The 17917-nt window shown below is 42.6% G+C and carries 15 protein-coding genes; 5 read left to right on the top strand and 10 right to left on the bottom strand.

Annotated features, from left to right (window positions below):
• Window positions 1-28: 28 nt before the first annotated feature.
• The gene (locus tag F2B13_RS07130) at window positions 29-499 is read right to left on the bottom strand and encodes a CBS domain-containing protein (protein ID WP_149274401.1); all 471 of its coding nucleotides are present in this window, start codon (window positions 497-499) and stop codon (window positions 29-31) included.
• A gap of 178 nt (window positions 500-677) precedes the next feature.
• On the opposite strand from F2B13_RS07130, the gene F2B13_RS07125 reads away from it, so the two are divergent.
• From F2B13_RS07125 to F2B13_RS07110, 4 genes are all read left to right on the top strand, one after another.
• Window positions 678-2963, top strand: a complete 2286-nt coding sequence (locus F2B13_RS07125) for a M28 family peptidase (RefSeq protein ID WP_149303852.1) — start codon at window positions 678-680, stop codon at window positions 2961-2963.
• The gene (locus F2B13_RS07120) at window positions 2956-3759 is read left to right on the top strand and encodes an NAD-dependent epimerase/dehydratase family protein (RefSeq protein ID WP_149274399.1); all 804 of its coding nucleotides are present in this window, start codon (window positions 2956-2958) and stop codon (window positions 3757-3759) included. The genes F2B13_RS07125 and F2B13_RS07120 overlap by 8 nt, the downstream gene beginning before the upstream one ends.
• A 116-nt stretch (window positions 3760-3875) precedes the next feature.
• Entirely contained in the window at window positions 3876-4247 is a 372-nt protein-coding gene (locus F2B13_RS07115) for a hypothetical protein (protein ID WP_149303850.1), read from the top strand.
• A gap of 158 nt (window positions 4248-4405) precedes the next feature.
• Window positions 4406-5110, top strand: a complete 705-nt coding sequence (locus tag F2B13_RS07110) for a tetratricopeptide repeat protein (protein WP_149274397.1) — start codon at window positions 4406-4408, stop codon at window positions 5108-5110.
• Between the two features lie 295 nt (window positions 5111-5405).
• Here F2B13_RS07110 and F2B13_RS07105 read toward each other — a convergent pair whose 3' ends face one another.
• Complete coding sequence (locus F2B13_RS07105) at window positions 5406-5858, bottom strand: hypothetical protein (protein ID WP_149303848.1); 453 nt, start codon at window positions 5856-5858, stop codon at window positions 5406-5408.
• Window positions 5859-5965: 107 nt separating this feature from the next.
• Here F2B13_RS07105 and F2B13_RS07100 point away from each other — a divergent pair, with 107 nt between their 5' ends.
• Entirely contained in the window at window positions 5966-6907 is a 942-nt protein-coding gene (locus F2B13_RS07100) for an NAD-dependent epimerase/dehydratase family protein (protein ID WP_149303846.1), read from the top strand.
• Between the two features lie 58 nt (window positions 6908-6965).
• On the opposite strand, the gene F2B13_RS07095 is transcribed toward F2B13_RS07100, so the two are convergent.
• The 8 genes from F2B13_RS07095 to speB all read right to left on the bottom strand — a co-directional run bounded on the left by F2B13_RS07095 (window position 6966) and on the right by speB (window position 17877).
• On the bottom strand, window positions 6966-9125 hold the full coding sequence (locus tag F2B13_RS07095; protein WP_198440093.1) for a sulfatase-like hydrolase/transferase: 2160 nt from the start codon (window positions 9123-9125) through the stop codon (window positions 6966-6968).
• 94 nt (window positions 9126-9219) lie between these two features.
• Entirely contained in the window at window positions 9220-10638 is a 1419-nt protein-coding gene (locus F2B13_RS07090; protein ID WP_149303844.1) for a sulfatase, read from the bottom strand.
• 58 nt (window positions 10639-10696) lie between these two features.
• Window positions 10697-12388, bottom strand: a complete 1692-nt coding sequence (locus F2B13_RS07085) for an FAD-dependent oxidoreductase (protein ID WP_149274393.1) — start codon at window positions 12386-12388, stop codon at window positions 10697-10699.
• Between the two features lie 185 nt (window positions 12389-12573).
• Window positions 12574-13944: a 30S ribosomal protein S6--L-glutamate ligase gene (gene rimK, locus F2B13_RS07080; RefSeq protein ID WP_149274392.1), complete on the bottom strand. Its 1371-nt coding sequence runs from the start codon at window positions 13942-13944 to the stop codon at window positions 12574-12576.
• A gap of 99 nt (window positions 13945-14043) precedes the next feature.
• Complete coding sequence (locus F2B13_RS07075) at window positions 14044-15573, bottom strand: carbon-nitrogen hydrolase family protein (RefSeq protein ID WP_198439711.1); 1530 nt, start codon at window positions 15571-15573, stop codon at window positions 14044-14046.
• Between the two features lie 72 nt (window positions 15574-15645).
• Window positions 15646-15975, bottom strand: coding sequence for a hypothetical protein (locus tag F2B13_RS07070; protein WP_149274391.1), 330 nt, complete (start codon window positions 15973-15975; stop codon window positions 15646-15648).
• Window positions 15972-16949: a deoxyhypusine synthase family protein gene (locus F2B13_RS07065; protein ID WP_149274390.1), complete on the bottom strand. Its 978-nt coding sequence runs from the start codon at window positions 16947-16949 to the stop codon at window positions 15972-15974. Before F2B13_RS07065 ends, F2B13_RS07070 begins: the two co-directional genes overlap by 4 nt.
• Window positions 16936-17877 (bottom strand): agmatinase, encoded by a 942-nt coding sequence (gene speB / locus F2B13_RS07060; RefSeq protein WP_149274388.1) that lies wholly within the window; start codon window positions 17875-17877, stop codon window positions 16936-16938. The genes F2B13_RS07065 and speB overlap by 14 nt, the downstream gene beginning before the upstream one ends.
• Window positions 17878-17917: the final 40 nt, after the last annotated feature.

The raw sequence follows: 17917 nt of genomic DNA, 5'->3' as shown, positions 1-17917 counted from the left end.
TTTTTGACCCAAAAAAGAGTCCTTTCTACTATTTCCAGTTCTGACCACTCAATTTTAATGCAGCGATGACAATATCTTTTCGACTGATCTGACCCACCAAAATATCATCTTTCATGACAGGCAGCCGTCGTCTATTATGTTTGTCGAAAACCCCGGCCGCGTCAAAGATACTCATGTCATGGGGAATAGTCTCCACTTCCGTAGTCATAAAGTTTTCCACATTTTTGTCGAGTATGGGCTGATTGAAATAACGACTCTCTGAAATTTGTTTCATACAATCCGCTTCGGAAATAATACCGACCAAGAACCCATTATCGTCCATCACCGGCCCTCCTGATATTTTATATTTTGCAAAGGCTTCCATAACCTCTAAAATAGACTGCTGAGGCGAAAAAGTTATCAATTTCGAAGTCATGTAATCCGATACCAGAATAGGGGCATCATAATCTTTCTTAGCGACTGTCTTCGCCCTTCGCCCCATAAAACTCTTGATTCCCATATTGTTTGGTTTTTAGGTTAAATATTAAATATAACAAAATAATTGATTGGTTGCCTGAATATTATGTAAAACTGTTGAAATTTCTTACTTTTTTATTTCCCGATAAGATCAAAGTCTCCACACTCATGAATCGCCATACGATGGGAATTTCATACATTTATAAAGAGAAGCTCAATCGATGAAAAATATCCCTTCGCCCATAACATTTTTATTGCTCCTCTTAGCTGCTTATTTGGCCTATACGACTTCGATGCCCACCTATGATCCCGAAGAAGAGGTTTCAACGACTGAGTTTTCAACCCAAAAAGCCTTGCATCATGTTAAAAAAATATCGAAAAGTCCCCATGGGGTGGGCTTTCCCGAACATAGCAAAGTAAGGGACTACATTGTATCGGAGCTTCAAAAATTGGGCTTGGAAGCCACTCTTCAAGTGGGCTATACCGCCGGTGACTGGGCCAACTTCAGTAAGGTAGTAAACGTTCTAGCCCGAATTGAGGGCTCAGAAGACGGAAAAGCGCTTCTTGTCCTTTCCCATTATGACAGCAGTCCACATTCTTCGTTAGGCGCTAGTGATGCAGGCAGCGGAGTAGCTACTATATTGGAAGGTGTACGTGCTTTTATGTCAGAAAACCAAAAACCCAAAAATGATATCATCATTTTGATTTCTGATGCGGAAGAGCTTGGCTTGAACGGTGCCGATCTTTTTGTGAACGACCACCCGTGGGCAAAAGACGTCGGTCTGGTACTAAATTTTGAAGCTCGCGGCAGTGGAGGCCCTAGCTATACCTTTATGGAGACGAATAGGGGCAATCAAAATCTCGTAAAAGGATTCATAGCTGCTAACCCCGCATATCCTATGGCCAATTCACTGTATTATAGCATCTATAAATTATTGCCCAATGATACCGATCTGACCGTTTTTAGGGAGCATAGGGATATAGAAGGTTTCAATTTCGCCTTCATCGATGACCATTTCGACTACCATACGGCTCAAGACTCCTATGAACGACTCGATAAAAATACCTTGGCCCATCAAGGAAGCTATCTCATGCCACTGCTTCACTATTTTGCTAATGCCGATCTAGGCGATTTAAAAAGTCTTAATGATTTTGTCTATTTCAATATGCCGTTTATAGGCATGGTTTCCTATCCCTTTGACTACATCTGGCCCATGTTGGTGATTGCAGTAATCGCTTTCGTTTTACTATTGATCAAAGGCATTCGTAGAAAGACCTTGGGGTTCAAAGATATTCTGATGGGCTTTGTCCCGATGTTGATCACCATAGTTGTCAATGGACTGATTGGATATTATGCATGGCCCGTTTTAAAGTGGGCATATCCCAGCTATGGCGATATGCTCCATGGTTTTACATACAATGGATACACCTATATATTGGCTTTTGTCACGCTCTCAATAGCCATTGGCTTCTTAAGTTATCATCGTTTTAAAAAAATTACACCCCCTAATCTATTAGTTGCGCCCCTGGTAATCTGGTTGATCTTATGTGGTGGGGCAGCGATATTTTTGCCGGGAGCCAGTTTTTTTATTGTACCTGTATTTGCCCTTCTTGCAGCTTTACTCGTCACAGTAAACCAAAAAGAGCCCAGTGCATTGTTACTGATTGTTTTAGCACTTCCCGGTCTTTGGCTCTACACCCCTTTTATTCAAGGTTTTACCGTTGGCCTAGGTCTAAAAATGCTTGTAGCCTCTACCGTTTTGACCTCATTGTTATTCTTTCTGCTTCTTCCTGTTTTCGGATTTTATCGCAATAAAAGAATATGGGGCCATATATTTCTCATAACTTTTTTCGTTACCATTATAATAGCACACTTCCATTCCGGTTTCGATCGGGAAAATGGGAAACCCAGCAGTCTACTGTACATATTAAATTTGGATGAGAAGAAAGCCCATTGGGCCACCTATGACCATGTTTTAATAGATTGGAACCAAGAATATTTCAAAGAGCCTCAAAAAGCGTCTGATCCAGACGAATATTTTGCATTGGGTAGTAAGTACCAAACCCATTTTACCAAGCTTGCTCCGGCCCCAGTTAAGGAAATTGCCGAGATGAATATAGAAAAAACGCAAGATACCCTTATTGGCAACAACAGGTCAATAACCGTTTGTATCACTCCCCAAAGACCCATCAATCGTTTGGATATTTTTACTAATACTACGGAAATTACCGAAGCCTTTGTTAATGGAATACCGTTATCTTCTTTCTATCTTCAAAATAGAAAAGGGCCTCGGCTCTTGACGCACTTTGTAAGTGACAACAACTATACGGAACTACAGCTCACTTTTCCTAAAAATACCTATTTAGAGCTTACCTTCTATGAGGCATCGAACAACCTTATAGGAGAAGCACCATTAAACCTTCCGAAACGCCCAGAAAACAGTATTCCCATGCCATTCGTTCTAAACGATGCCGTTCTAACCACTAAAACTGTACGATTTGATTAATAAAGTGGCCATAATAGGATGTGGCTGGTTGGGGCTGCCCTTGGCAAAGACATTGCTGAATGAGGGGAGAACGGTTCATGGTAGCACCACTTCAAAACACAAACTACCCCTATTGAAAATGTCAGGCATTATACCCTATCAAATCTCAATATCTGAAAACGGTGTTCAGGGCGATATCACGGATTTTCTGAGGGGCGTAGATTGCATTATAATTAATGTCCCCCCCAAGTTACGTGGAGGCTCTAATGAAAACTTTGTTAAGAAAATGCAGTGGTTGCACAAGGCCGTTCGCGTCAGCTCGGTAGAAAAAGTAATTTTTGTAAGCAGCACTTCGGTTTATGGTAATATTAAAGGGGAGGTCACCGAAAAAACGGATCCTCAACCCGCTACAGAGTCAGGGAAGCAACTTTTAACGGCAGAGCGTATTTTTAAGAACGACAAGGAACGGGAAACTTCGATTATTAGGTTCGGTGGTTTAATTGGTCCGGAAAGACACCCCGTTACCATGCTCGCTAAAAGAAAAAACTTGTCCAATGGAAATATGCCCGTAAACTTGGTTCATCTTAATGACTGTATTCGTACTATCACAGAAATTTTGGCTAACGATTGGTGGTCTGAAACATTCAATAGCGTATACCCGTACCATCCGACCAAACAATTGTACTACTCCTCGGAAGCTCTTTTACGAGGCCTACAACCACCTGAATATGAATCCAATAAGAACTCAAATGGAAAGATTGTACATGCCCATAACCTCATAAATGTTAAAGGCTTTAGATTTACTACAACGATTTAGTTTGCGTTGACCACACTTAAGGGCATTTTTACAACAAAATTGTCCGATTCTTGTTAACAAAAGGTGTATTTCATCGATTAAAAGCTAATTTTATATTCAATTTAAAACTCTTTGCCATGGAAAATTCAAGTATACATGGGCGGGTTTTGATGGAAATCGAAACTTTGATTGCCCATAACACTCCGAAGCAAAAAGTTCCCCAAAATTTGGAAAAGTTGCATATAGCACTCCTAAAAAAGCATTACAATGCGACCGATGTTTCCATCGACTATCATCGAAGACGTGTCGAAATGGATATTGTAATGGATGATACGGATTATGATCCTCAAAAGATCAATCTCTGTATTCCGACATTACATGCCAACTTGTGGTTTAGAAATCTTCATGATTTTTTAAAATCATGTATCGACAAGGATACTAAAAGTATTGCATTCTATGCCTTGCTTTTAAGGATGTATCGGAAAACGGACATGACGTTTGTTGCCTAAAACAAGTAGCTACCATCCGATTTAAAAAAAGGTGTCTTTCTGCACCTTTTTTTTATGGCTATTAACTTCATTACTGCTTTTATTAACAGATACATAGCAATAATATTAGTACTTTTGCCCACCAAAACAATCAAAATCGAGTCACTAAACATTTAAAGATGAAAAAAACTTTCGGTATTTTAATTCTGCTCATAGGCTTTTCGTTGAATGCGCAAACCAAAAGTGAATTGCAAAAGCATTATGAAGATTTTTACCAAGAAATGCGTGCCCAAGGTGACGTAAACGGTGTTATAAATGCCCTTACCCATCTTAATGTGATTTCTCCATCAAAGGAACGAAAAGATACGTTGGCCTATGTATATGCGAACAACAATCAGCATCTTCAAGCTTTGAACACCATCGGTATAGAAAAAAACGACTCGGATTCCGATATGGCAGTTCAAGTAAAAGCAGTATCCTTAAAAGCGCTTAATCAACCTAAACGTGCTATCGAACAGTTCGAGGAGCTTTTTAAAAGAAACCCAAATCCCTATCTGGCCTACGAACTTGCCGATCTTAAAATACAAACTGGCGACAATACAGGGGCCGAGAAAAATATTGAATATGGTATTGCCAATGCTAAAGACGATATGAAATATGCTTTCTATGAAAGACAACAACCCTATGAAGTACCTATTAGAGCGGCATTTTTACATCTTAAAGGCTTGGCGAAGTACAACGGGAACAAAGAGGATATTGATGCTGCCGTAGCCATTATCGATGAGGCTTTAGCGTTGGATCCTAATTTTAATTTGGCCAGTTTGAGCAAACAAGCCTTGGTTGCAAGAAAGAATCCACCTCCAGCAGCGGAGAACGAAGAATAGACTTCCATAAAATAAACAGAAAGATGGCCGGTAAACCCGGCCTTTTCTATTTTATATTTCCAAACCTCTACCTTTAACCCATTACGCTCTACCACAAAAAGAAATCAAAAGATTGGAAAAAAACTGATCCCTTAAAAATAGGGAGCCAAGGCGGCAAACGGATTTGCATCGTCGATATCAAAGCGCTTAAAGCCTTTGACCGAGGACCTAAATTTTATGTGGACTTTTGAAATCTAGCCTTGGGAAAACTAGAAAATTAAATCGATTCCGAACCCTAGTCTTTTATACTTAAGATTCATTCTTCCAAAATCAATTTGGTGTCCAACGTATTTTTGATAATAATATTGAATTGGTTTCGGAACGCATTATAAGCCGATATCATCTGAAGAATCGATTCTTTCGGGTCGATTCTATAATAAAGATCTCCTTTTACCTTCAACATATAAGTAGTAAATACTTTTTGACGACTCTTTACCCGTGGCGTGTCAAAGGGTTCAGGGTATTTAGATTTCGCCAAATTTTTTTGTGCCTCGATCATATTTTCTATGACCAAGCTCAGATCTTCTCTATTGGCCACCGTATACAAAGCATCAAAATTGGTTTCCAGCGTCTGGTATTCCGCCCAATCATTTAATTGCATTTGGGCTTTAGGGTCTATGCCTTTTTTCTTGGGCCAATCGTCAGAGGGTATCTCATGACTCTCGGTCTCATTACTCCCCATGTCAGCTTTCTTCTCTTTGCATGACAAACACAAGAATATGAATACCCCTAAAAAGACCCATTTCGTCATAGGGCGAATGTACAAATTTTGAAAACAGTTATCTTTACCCCATCTCACACTTTAACGCACTTTTAATGCAAAAATCGATTTTAATCTTAGGGGCTTGCGGGCAAATTGGCACCGAGCTTACCCTCGCCCTAAGGAAAACACACGGGAATGATCATGTGATTGCCAGTGATATCCGTGAAGGCTCTGAAAGTCTGATGGAATCAGGTCCTTTCGAAATTCTGGACGCAACTGACTACGACGCCCTCGAAGAAGTGGTGGCCTATTACGAAATCGAAGCTGTGTATTTAATGGCAGCCATGCTAAGTGCAACTGCTGAGAAATTTCCCGAACGGGCTTGGAACCTGAATATGACCTCGCTATTCAATGTGTTGAATTTAGGAAAAGAAAAAAAAATACAAAAGATTTTCTGGCCCTCCAGCATTGCAGTTTTTGGTACGAACACGCCAAAAACAAATACGCCCCAAAACACCATAATGGAACCGAGTACGGTGTATGGTATAAGCAAACTGTCTGGGGAAAGATGGTGCAGTTATTACCATCACAAATTCGGAGTCGATGTACGTAGTATTAGGTATCCGGGGCTGATCAGTTGGAAAACTATGCCCGGGGGCGGAACAACCGACTATGCGGTCGAAATTTACCATAAGGCGCTATCGGAAAAAAAGTATAGCTGTTTCCTACAACCCGACACGAAACTTCCGATGATGTTTATGGACGATGCGATTCGGGCCACCCTGATGATTATGGATGCAGAGGCGGATACTCTCAAAGTAAGGTCTTCCTACAATCTGGCCGCTATGAGTTTTAGCCCCAGTCAAATTGCTGAAAGTATACAAAAAGAAATTCCAGATTTTACAGTGACCTACGAGCCCGATTTTAGACAGACCATTGCTGATTCCTGGCCCAGTAGTATCGACGATTCAGAAGCCCATCAAGATTGGGGTTGGAAGTCAGAATTCGATCTAGAGCGAACCACCACGGAAATGCTAAAGCACCTAACACCTTAGGTTCCCTGAAAACCGATAGGCGACAATTTGCCTTAGCCGGCAATCGGTTTGCTATCTTTCAGTGATAAAAGGCAGAAGCTGGAATGCTACCCTTCGTAAGGTTGGGCCCTTCCCACTCAAGCTTAAAAGGTTTTTCTAAATGATTTTTGTTTTGCAGAATGAGTCTAATTGGATGAAGGCCTTTTTTCAACTTTACTTGGCTTTTTAAAATTTGATTGGATTTGTATCCATAATCGGCATCGAAAAGTATGAGATCATGCAGGCGCAAGAATGCCTTTTCGTTGGTACGAAACGTAAAAGTATATTCCCCGTCTTCGGGTACTTTTAGATATCCTCTAATGAGAAAAAGGTTTTGTGGCTTCGTATGAAATGCGAAATTTTCGTATGCCGAGAAAAAGCCTTTTTCCACAGGTTCCAAAGCATTTAGCTTCGGTAACCAAGGATAATCTCCTTGATACGTCTTCCATTCCAAACCTTCTGAAACCACCTCGACCCTGGAAGCAGGAATCAACTCATCATCATAGGGTCGAACTGCCGAGGTATCGGATCTACGCACTTGCAGTACTCTTTCTTTCATCCATCGCTGTAGGCTATCCATAGCACTTTGGGTGCCCAAATCCCGCATTTGATGCGTATCATTAAGAATATCGTAAATTTCGAAATCATCATCTGCCGAAGTTATATCATACCTCAATCCGAGAAGATTACCGGTGCGGATCAGCTGCATTTGTTTGCGGCTTCTAGCCCGATTTTTTTGAGAAAATTCTTTATACTCCGGTGTTTTTCCGTTTTGAAAATACTCCACATAAACCAGACCCTTTTCTTGAACGCCTTTTCCTGTTAATGCAGGAAGCAACGTGACCCCATCACTGTTTGCAGGTGCTGGTAAACCGGCTGCTTCGGCAAAAGTAGGAAGCCAGTCGTAGGAAATACTAGGGGTGTTCACTTTGCTGTTGGGCGGTATATGTTCAGGCCAGCGAATCAAAAGAGGAACTCTCACCCCGCCCTCAAGCACATCGCGTTTGATGCCATCAAAAGGGCCAAAACTATCAAAAAAATCAGGCGTGTTCGGAACGTAGGGATCGGGCAAATATGATTCTTTTGAAGGACCATTGTCAGAACTAAAGACCACCATGGTCTGCTCATCAATGTCAAGATCTTTGAGCAATTGCAACAAATCACCTACCGCATCGTCAATTCTTCGTACCGAGGTCGCATATCGCTTATAAGTATCAGGCCAAGGTATTTCCGGCGTAGTTTCATTTCTATCATGATCGTACGTAGCATTCGCATAGTCTGGATGTATATACGAATCAGGAACGCCGCTTGCGGTATTGATCATGTGACCCTTTTTCCCGTTCCATTGCACTCCTCCTTTTAAGCCACCTCCTTCTGGGTACGCTTGCGTCGGAAGTTCGAGTACGGCATGGGGCGTGTCGTAGGCCAAAAACATAAAAAATGGCTTAGGGTCGTTCTGTACCTGATTCGTTATCCATTTTTTTGCCGCTGCCGTCCAGAGGTCTCCAGTATACGATTTATCAAGGCCATCGCTAACCTCTTTTTCGTTTTCCCAAACCTCCTTTTTACCCCGATAGAGTCCCTCTACCGGATAGTGTTCATGCCCGTCGACATGACGCATATACCCATAAAAATAGTCGAAGCCCCGGAGGGTCGGTCTTCCTATCCACGCACCATCGTTTCTAGACCAGCGTTTATCTCCCTGAAGCCCCCATTTTCCGATGGCCGAAGTAGCATAACCCGCCTTTTGCAATACGTTGCCCAGGGTATGGTTATTGGCAATGGCCTTATCGAATTGATTATTCCTCACATTGGCATGCCCTTGACTCAAGCCGCTCAGAAGCGATGCCCTCGAGGGAGCACACACCGGGGCCGCCGCATAGTGGTTGGTCAAGATGGCCCCTTCTCGGGCCATGGCATCCAAATGGGGCGTAGACGTCCAAGGTTTTGATCGGTCATCCCTCTTTTTTCGCTCGTTCTGATAGAGGACCCCGATATCGCCATAGCCCAAATCATCGGTAAAGATAAATAGGATGTTGGGCTTTGACTTTCCTTCAGACTGACTTCTTACATCCTCAAGACCGAGGAAAAACGTGGCTATCCATGCGAATCCTACCAGTAAAATCTTCGTCTCGGGCAACCAATTATATGCTAATGTCAAAGGCCCTTGCATGTGCTGCTTCATATTTTGGAGTATCATTAATTTCTATTTTTCAATGTTGGATAAGACCACCCTAATCGAAAACTCGGGCGGTCTCTAAACTAACAAACCAACGCAACTATAAATTGTATGGTCATCGTTCCCCCTCATATTCCGGATTGAGGGCTACAGGTATCGGTGCTTGTACCACCGTAAGCCATTTCTTCAATAAATCATTAAGCTCCCTGGTTTTCCCCGGTCGAAGTGCGGCCAAGTTGTTTCTTTCGCCAACATCCGTTTGTAAGTTATAGAGCTCATAACCATCATCCTCGTAATAGTGGTGTAATTTCCATTGGCCATAGATAATAACCGAACCCGGTCGGGTGCGAAAAAGTGGGTCACGGCCATCGTCTTCGGCTGCATTATACTTTTGAAGGTAGATCGGAAAATGAAAAAATAACGGACGTACTTTCAAAGCCCCACCTTTGAGAACGGCCCAAATGCTTCTCCCGTCTAAAACAGGCTTATCTAGCTTTATATTCAATATTTCTTGAAATGTCGGAAAGAAGTCAAGGTTTGAAATTGGACGGTCATACCGGGTACCCGCTTTCACGACCCCTGGCCATTTCACGATACAGGGCACACGAATACCTCCTTCGTAATATGAGCCCTTGCCGGCCCTTAACGGCGCTTGGGTCGCAATGGAACGAATGCCCCCATTGTCGGAAGTAAAAACGACAAGGGTATTTCGCTCAAGACCCGATACCTCTAAGAAATCCACTAATTTACCGATATTATCATCCACTGTTTCCACCATGGCCGCATATACTGGATCGATGTTCAAAGGATTGTCTTTCTTTTGATATTTCTCAATAAGGGCCGGCCTTGCCATAAGGGGAGTATGAACTGCGTAATAGGCCAAGTAGGTGAAAAACGGTGTTTCTTTATGCGCTTCCATAAAGGTGATGGCCTCATCCGTCAAGCGATCCGTCAAGAGCTCTCCCTTCGGACCGTTCTTAATGTTCGCAAGATTATATGGACTAAAATATCCGTCTTTTCCCGGGTTTCCACGGAGATTTCCACCAATATTATGCTCAAAACCTTGATCCGTGGGGTCTTGGCCCAAATGCCATTTCCCAAAAGTGCCTGTACGATAGTTCGCCTTTTTGAACAATTCGGCAAGGGTAAAAGCTTGAGAAGACAAAGAATCTATATTGGTTATGGGAATCAATTTACGGGTACTCGATCGGCCTCGGGCCGAGGGACTCACGGTATAGACGCCATGCCGTGGAGTATTTTGACCGGTCATCAAGCAAGCCCTGCTCGGTGCACAATTTGCCGCACCGGAATAACTTCGAGTAAAATACATTCCCTTTTTCGATAGTACATCGATATTCGGGGTCTCAAAAAAATCGCCGCCCATGTAACCAAGATCCCGCCATCCTAAATCATCAACATTGATAAATAGGACGTTTGGCTTTTGATCCTGAACGCTTGGCAGACTGATATTAATCGAAGCTTCCAAAAACCAAAATGATAGCATCATGGCAAGGATGGATATCCACTTTTTCATTTTTTGTGCACCTTCGATTTTCATCATTGAAAAACCCACGCTCCATATACCTTTTAGCTCACTTTAAACGCTGTTTGTCCTGTAACAATCTCTTTTGTAAATCGCCATATGGAATATCTTGAACGGCAAGGCCTGAATCGATCGCCATAGCCGCTGCGGTCGCGGCCGACTGCCCCAGAACCATAAAAACGGGTTCCATTCGAATCGATCCAAATGCGATATGGGTCGCACTCAAGCAAACCGGCACAATAAGGTTCGTGCATTCTTCCTTCTTGGGCACTAGCGCCCTATAACTAATCGGATAAGGCTTAAAACCATGAGCTTCAACATTTCCTTCGTTCTGTACAAAACCATTGGCATCCACGTAGCGTTGTACATTATGAGAATCCATTCCGTAGGCGGCAAGCCCAATAACATCTTCAGCTACCGTTATACCCTCACAGTTGCTTTGGGTCATTACATAATCACTTATCATCCGGCGTGCCTCCCGAATATAGAGCTGTTGTTGCCAACCGTCTTGCCGCTCAAACTCATCTTTCGCCGTACCCCATCTTGACGCTTCCCTGCGCACTTCTTCTGGAATTCTTGGGTGGTTGGCGAGCGTCCACATCAATCCCTTTTGATAGTTTCTATGATCTTCGATAATCCTTTCCCGCTCTTCGTAAGAGGCTTCGGGGTAGTCATAATTCTTACCGATATAGTCCGTTGAAAACCCGAACTTATTATTGGTGTCGGTTTTACGGTTGGGCATTTTCGAATTGATCCAGGGAAGTAACGAATTGCCATAACTGTACATATCACGAACCGCTCCCTTTCGTGCTTCATAATTCCTTAGAAGTAGTTCATAATTTATCTCTTCATAGTTTTTAGGCTTTTCAAAGGGAATACGATTTTCGGGGTGATCGGTCAAGCACATTCTAAAACAATAGGCTTGGATTTTATCGTCTCCTTCCCCTTCAAGACCTGGTTTTTCGTTCACATTTGGCAAAAGTCCGCTTGACGGATCGCCTTTTATAATATAAGGGTCTACACCCGGGAGAAAATTATGGTTAAAGGCATTTTTTGAAACGAGACCCGTTAACGACAGGTTGATATTATTGGCCTGTACCCCATTCAAGGTTTCCCCATACTGTTCATTCGATTCACGCCCCACGGTATAGCTCACACCGGCAGTGGCCATCAAATCACCTTCGTAGGTGGCATCAATAAACACCTCTCCCGAGAACCTTTTTCCACTTTCCATGGTAATGGATTGAATAGCGTCACCTTTTTTGCGCACTCCCGATGCCCTATCCAAACGTTCGTTGTATACGAGAGTTATTCCTTCCTCTGGCATCATACTATGGTACACCTGAAGTGCGGCAGAGGGTTCAAAAGTCCACATGGCCTCCTCTCCTTCGGCGGTTCGGGTTTGACCGCCATCAATATAATCAGACCGCTTTTGCCATTTCCAATTCGCTGGATCGTCATAATGCGTTTTGACATTTTCATAAAACTCGCGGGAAATACCTCCGATAGCCTGTTTGTTTCCAATATCGGTCTGACCCAGACCACCGGTCGTAAGTCCTCCTATTCGGTTTGAGGGCTCGATCAGCACAACAGACTTATTCATTCTGTACGCTTGAATCGCTGCGGCTACCCCACTAGAGGTACCCCCATAGATTACGACATCAAACTTTTTATTCTGTGCCTCTACCATCTGAAAAGCTAGGCAGAATACAAGCAAGTAAAGGAATTTTAAAATCTTCATAAGAATTCTTTTTATTGGTGGTCATTTTCTGAACATTACGTACAGCCTCTTTACAGGCATACCGCTTGCAATGGTATAAAACTTACTAAGAAAACTTCTATTTTCTACGATTCGTTAGTGTCAAAATATGCGGTACTAAAGCACTTTGAATCTCTTCTTGCCCCATGAACTAAACTCGCCCAATTTTAAACATGAACGCGTAACTTCTTTTCAATGGCTACGATCATAGTATTGGCTATATCTTTCCCCGTAGCATTCTCAATGCCTTCGAGACCCGGAGAAGAGTTGACTTCTAGCAATAAAGGGCCTTTATTGGAACGTATGATATCAACCCCAGCGACGGCCAAATTCAATACTTTGGCCGCTTTTTGAGCCAATTTTCGTTCTTCTGAAGTGATTTTAATTATAGAAGCCCTTCCTCCTTGGTGAATATTGGCTCTGAATTCGCCTTTTTCAGCCTGTCGTTGCATTGAAGCAACCACTTTTCCATTGACCACAAAGCAACGGATATCCTGACCGTTGGCCTCTTTTATAAATTCTTGCACCAAGATATTAGTATTTACACTTTTAAAGGCATTGATTACACTTTCTGCTGCTTTATTGGTCTCTGCCAGCACAACGCCTTTCCCTTGGGTACTTTCCAAAAGCTTAATAATCAAGGGGGCTCCATTCACCATTTTGATCAGGTCTTTGGTATCCATCGGAGATTTGGCAAAACCGGTTATGGGAATATGAATGTCATTTTTTGAGAATAATTGAGAGGCAAAAAGCTTATCACGGGATTGGGATATCGACTCAGCGGAATTCTGACAATACACCCCAAGATTATCGAATTGCCTGATCAAAGCACATCCATAAAAAGTAACCGAAGGTTTTATCCTCGGGATAACCGCGTCGAATTCCTTTAAGATATTACCGCCACGGTATCGTATTTCTGGCGAATGGGCGTCTAATTTCATATAGGCCAGTTCTACGTTCAGAAAAACGATTTCATGTCCGCGGGCTTCGGCGGCCTCAATAATTCTTTTGTTGCTATATAACTGTGGGTTACTGGCCAAGAGTGCTATTTTAAGGCCTGTTTTTTCCTTAAAATAGGGGGTGTATTTTGTATTGACCTCACTATCCTCAAAATCCTGTACCTGATAGTTCAATGCAGGATTGACCATATAACGTCCACTTATGGCCTCTCGCCCGAGCAACATTCGAAACTCCATGGTATCGCGATTGGCAAGTGTCAATTCGATATCGAACATGTCGGCACCTAAAGTGACCGCTGTTCGAACGACAAGTCGCTCCTCAGAAATTCCCGACGAACTTTTGACCATACGCCGATCGATCAGTCGGGCTTGGCATTCGATGGCGATACTGCGATTTTCCTGTAAGGGATTGACCTCGAACTTCACCCATTCTTGGGTTCCTTTTGTAAATACTTTGATATTGGTAGCCTGAATGGAAGAGGTCTTCGCACCAGAATCGACCCGTGCCTTGATGGCGGGGATCCCCAAGTGCTCAAAAACGCACCATTCTTCGCTACCTATTACTTTTAGTTCATGCATAATTGCTCATTTCCAACATTTTACCTTGACATCGGACCCATCTAAACAACGATTATCAGGGCCTCCCATGTATCTTATAATATTTAGAAGCGAATTGTTTTATTTCTTTCTTCTAAGTTCAAAAATATCGGTTCTTCTATCTCTTAGATTACGTACGGCTCCGAATTGGTTCAATTCCCTGAGTAAATCAATATCGACGTCTGCGATCAAAATCATTTCTGCATTGGGTGTGGTCTCTGCTTTTATTCCATTGGTCGGAAATGAAAAATCACAGGGTGTAAATACCATCGATTGGGCAAATTGAATATCCATATTGTGTACTTTGGGCAGATTGCCTACGCTTCCTGCGACAGCAACATAACACTCGTTTTCAATGGCCCTGGCCTGGGCACAACTACGAACCCTTGAAAAGCCGTTTTGTGTATCCGTTAAAAAGGGCACAAAAAGAATGTCCATACCTTCATCGGCCATCAACCTACTCAATTCCGGGAACTCCACATCGTAGCAGATCAATATCCCGATTTTTCCACAATCGGTATCAAAGGTCTTTAAAGTGTTGCCCCCTTGCATACCCCATATTTTAGCCTCATCGGGGGTCACGTGTAACTTTTCGTAGCGCTCTACAGAGCCGTCCCTTTTGCACAAATAACCTACATTAAAGAGTCGGTTACGCTTCATCTCCGGCATGCTACCCGTTATAATATTGATGTTATAGGAAACGGAAAACTCCGAGAATTTTTGCACGATTGCGTCGGTGTGCTTTGCCAGTTCCCTTATGGCCTCAGATTCTGGAAGGTGATTGTTTTCGGCCATCAAGGGGGCGTTAAAAAACTCGGGGAAAAGGGCAAAGTCGGAGCGGTACCCCGATACGGAATCGATAAAGAACTCGGCCTGATGTATAAGTTCATCAAGATTCTTATAGGGGCGCATCTGCCATTGTATCAACCCCAAGCGAACGACTTTTTTCTTGGTAGCCGCTTTCTTCGTGGGCTTTTGATAATAGATGTTGTCCCACTCCATCAAAACCGCAAACTCGTTGGAATCTTTATCACCAGCTAAATATCCCTTTAGTATCTTGGCTGGATGAAAGTCGTTATTAATCTGAAAATTGAGAACGGGGTCGTGAATCTCTTTCCGTTTCACCTTGTCGATATATTGTTTTGGGGAAAGTTTCTCAGCGTATTGATGATAATTTGGTATCCGTCCGCCAAAAGCTATACCCTTAAGGTTTAACTTTTCGCACAACTCCTTTCGATAATCATAAAGTCTTCGCCCCAATCGCAGCCCCCTGAACTCAGGTTTTATAAAAATGTCGATTCCATATAGGGTATCGCCATCATCGGTATGCGTGCTAAAAGTCTCCTGACCCGTTATTTCAAGAAAGGTATGGTTATCTTCAAACTCATCGTATTCGACTATAATTGATAGCGAACAACCCGCCAGTTGCCCATTTACCTTGATAACCACCTGTCCTTCCGGGAACATTTTGATCAACGTTCTGATTTGCTTTTCGTCCCAATAGGAATCGGGCAAGCTCTTGTAGACCTCTTTCATGGCAGTTTTTAGTTCCTGATAATCTTTCAGGTCTAAAAACTTCAACTCTACGTTCTCTATTTCTTTTGAAATCATTCTAAATTTTAGGAAAAAACGGGGGCATCACGGTGTTGCCCTTTAAGTGTGGTCTTACGGCATATGCAATCATTAATCCTCGTCATCGTCATCTAAGGCCTCGGGATCGGGCTCGGCAATAGCCTCTGGATCGTCATCTGCAAAGTCTTCATAGTCTTCTTCGTCGTAGTTCTCCATGGTGTACTCAAGTTTAGCACTGATCTTGACCAAATACTTGGTATCGTCGGTCAAAACCTCGACTGCCTCGACACGCTCACCTTGTGCATTTTTAAAGGATATGATATTGCGATCGTCATAACCATCGGGGTAACGTTCTACCAAAAGTTTGAGAACTTCAGGAGTCAATTTTTTAAAGTCTACTATAACTCGTTTTAAATTCGAATTGTTTTTTTTACTGCTCATAGATTCAAAAGATAGGCAAAAATTAGGGGCGCAACAATAGTTGCATCACTTTCAATAATATATTTAGGGGTATCGATATCTAATTTTCCCCAGGTAATCTTCTCATTGGGCACGGCACCGGAATACGATCCATAGCTTGTAGTAGAATCACTTATCTGGCAAAAATAACTCCAGAAAGGCGTGTCGGTACGCTCCATATCTTGGTAGAGCATGGGCACTACGCAAATCGGAAAATCCCCGGCTATACCTCCACCGATTTGAAAAAAACCGATGCCATTCGATGAATTTTCGGTATACCAATCTGCCAGGAAAGTCATGTACTCAATTCCCGATTTCATGGTAGTGGCCTTCAGTTCCCCTTTCATTACGTAGGAAGCAAAAATATTTCCCATGGTACTGTCCTCCCAACCGGGGCAGATAATCGGTATGTTCTTCTTCGCCGCGGCATACATCCATGAATCTTTAATGTCGATTTCATAATACTCTTCCAAAACACCGGAAAGCAACATTTTATACATAAACTCATGTGGAAAAAAACGCTCCCCATTTGCCTCCGCCTCTTTCCAAATCTTAAAAATATGTTTTTGTAACCTACGAAATGCCTCTTCTTCAGGAATACAAGTATCCGTAACCCGATTCAGGCCTTTTTCAAGAAGATCCCATTCTTCCTGCGGGGTGAGATCTCTGTAATTGGGCACGCGTTTGTAGTGGGAGTGGGCTACCAAGTTCATGATGTCTTCTTCTAAATTGGCCCCGGTGCACGAAATGATATGCACTTTGTCTTCGCGGATAACCTCAGCGAAAATCTTGCCCAACTCGGCAGTCGACATGGCACCCGCCAATGAAACCAACATTTTGGCACCTTTGTTCAACTGATCTTCGTAGCCTTTAGCCGCATCGACCAAGGCCGCCGCATTAAAATGCAAATAATAGTTTTCTATAAAATTTGAAATCGCTCCTTTATTCTTCGTCATCGTCAAATCTTAAATTAGTATTTCCGGCCTTATAATCAACATCGTACGTATTGTCGTATTCTTCATCGGCAGCTTCACCCATAAATTTATAGCTTAACATCTTGTAATACAATTTTGCCGCTAAAAAATCGGAAGATTTATCAGAGGCATTCGGGCAAAGTTCTATAATGTCGAAACCGACAACGTTCTTTTCTTCAAAAACCTGTTTCAAAAAATCCAATGTTTCATACCAAAAAAGACCTCCCGGTTCCGGGGTTCCGGTGGAAGGTAAAATCGAGGGGTCGAGGGCATCGAGATCAAAGGTGATAAAAACATTGTCCGTCATGGCTTCAATAACCTTATCTACCCAATATTCGTCGTTCACGGTATCGTGGGCGAAGAATGTTTTTTCCTCGTCGATCAAGGTTTTTTCGATAGCATCCATTGAACGTATGCCTACCTGAATCAAATTGGTCGTTTGACTTGCTTCATGAACGGCACAGGCATGGTTATATTTCGAGCCATTATACGACTCCCTTAAATCGGCATGGGCATCGATATGCAATACCGTAAGATTATCGAAACATTCATTAAAGGCACGAATCGTTCCAATGGATATCGAATGCTCACCGCCGAACAAGGTGACAAATTTGTTGCGCTTTATATAATCTTTGGTGGTTTTATACACAGCGTTGACTACGGCCTCTGGGGAGGCATTTTCGGTTATTGGCTCGGTCAAATGTATACCTTGCTCGTACACTTCGGTATCGGTTTCAATATCGTACAGCTCCATATTCTCAGTAGCTTCTAGGAACGCTCGAGGCCCCTTATCGGCACCTTTCCCCCAAGTACTCGTTCCATCATAGGGTACTGGTATCAAAATGATCTTTGCCGTTTCCAATTGCGCAAATTCATCCGGAATTCCGGCATAATTCTTTGAATAGCTCATCGTTGTTGAATTACTTGTATTTAGTTTTTTTTTAAAAATT

Source organism: Pareuzebyella sediminis (genome assembly GCF_008367235.1).
Taxonomy (GTDB): Bacteria; Bacteroidota; Bacteroidia; order Flavobacteriales; family Flavobacteriaceae; genus Pareuzebyella; species Pareuzebyella sediminis.
Note: the sequence above shows the minus strand (reverse complement) of the source record. Positions and strands in the feature narration are given on the sequence as shown.

What these genes read in the sequence shown, in the direction of transcription:
- F2B13_RS07130 (WP_149274401.1), bottom strand. Translation starts at nt 499, where the DNA reads ATGGGAATCAAGAGTTTTATGGGGCGAAGGGCGAAGACAGTCGCTAAG.
- F2B13_RS07125 (WP_149303852.1), top strand. Translation starts at nt 678, where the DNA reads ATGAAAAATATCCCTTCGCCCATAACATTTTTATTGCTCCTCTTAGCT.
- F2B13_RS07115 (WP_149303850.1), top strand. Translation starts at nt 3,876, where the DNA reads ATGGAAAATTCAAGTATACATGGGCGGGTTTTGATGGAAATCGAAACT.
- F2B13_RS07110 (WP_149274397.1), top strand. Translation starts at nt 4,406, where the DNA reads ATGAAAAAAACTTTCGGTATTTTAATTCTGCTCATAGGCTTTTCGTTG.
- F2B13_RS07100 (WP_149303846.1), top strand. Translation starts at nt 5,966, where the DNA reads ATGCAAAAATCGATTTTAATCTTAGGGGCTTGCGGGCAAATTGGCACC.
- F2B13_RS07095 (WP_198440093.1), bottom strand. Translation starts at nt 9,125, where the DNA reads ATGATACTCCAAAATATGAAGCAGCACATGCAAGGGCCTTTGACATTA.
- F2B13_RS07090 (WP_149303844.1), bottom strand. Translation starts at nt 10,638, where the DNA reads ATGAAAAAGTGGATATCCATCCTTGCCATGATGCTATCATTTTGGTTT.
- F2B13_RS07085 (WP_149274393.1), bottom strand. Translation starts at nt 12,388, where the DNA reads ATGAAGATTTTAAAATTCCTTTACTTGCTTGTATTCTGCCTAGCTTTT.
- rimK (WP_149274392.1), bottom strand. Translation starts at nt 13,944, where the DNA reads ATGCATGAACTAAAAGTAATAGGTAGCGAAGAATGGTGCGTTTTTGAG.
- F2B13_RS07075 (WP_198439711.1), bottom strand. Translation starts at nt 15,573, where the DNA reads ATGATTTCAAAAGAAATAGAGAACGTAGAGTTGAAGTTTTTAGACCTG.
- F2B13_RS07070 (WP_149274391.1), bottom strand. Translation starts at nt 15,975, where the DNA reads ATGAGCAGTAAAAAAAACAATTCGAATTTAAAACGAGTTATAGTAGAC.
- F2B13_RS07065 (WP_149274390.1), bottom strand. Translation starts at nt 16,949, where the DNA reads ATGACGAAGAATAAAGGAGCGATTTCAAATTTTATAGAAAACTATTAT.
- speB (WP_149274388.1), bottom strand. Translation starts at nt 17,877, where the DNA reads ATGAGCTATTCAAAGAATTATGCCGGAATTCCGGATGAATTTGCGCAA.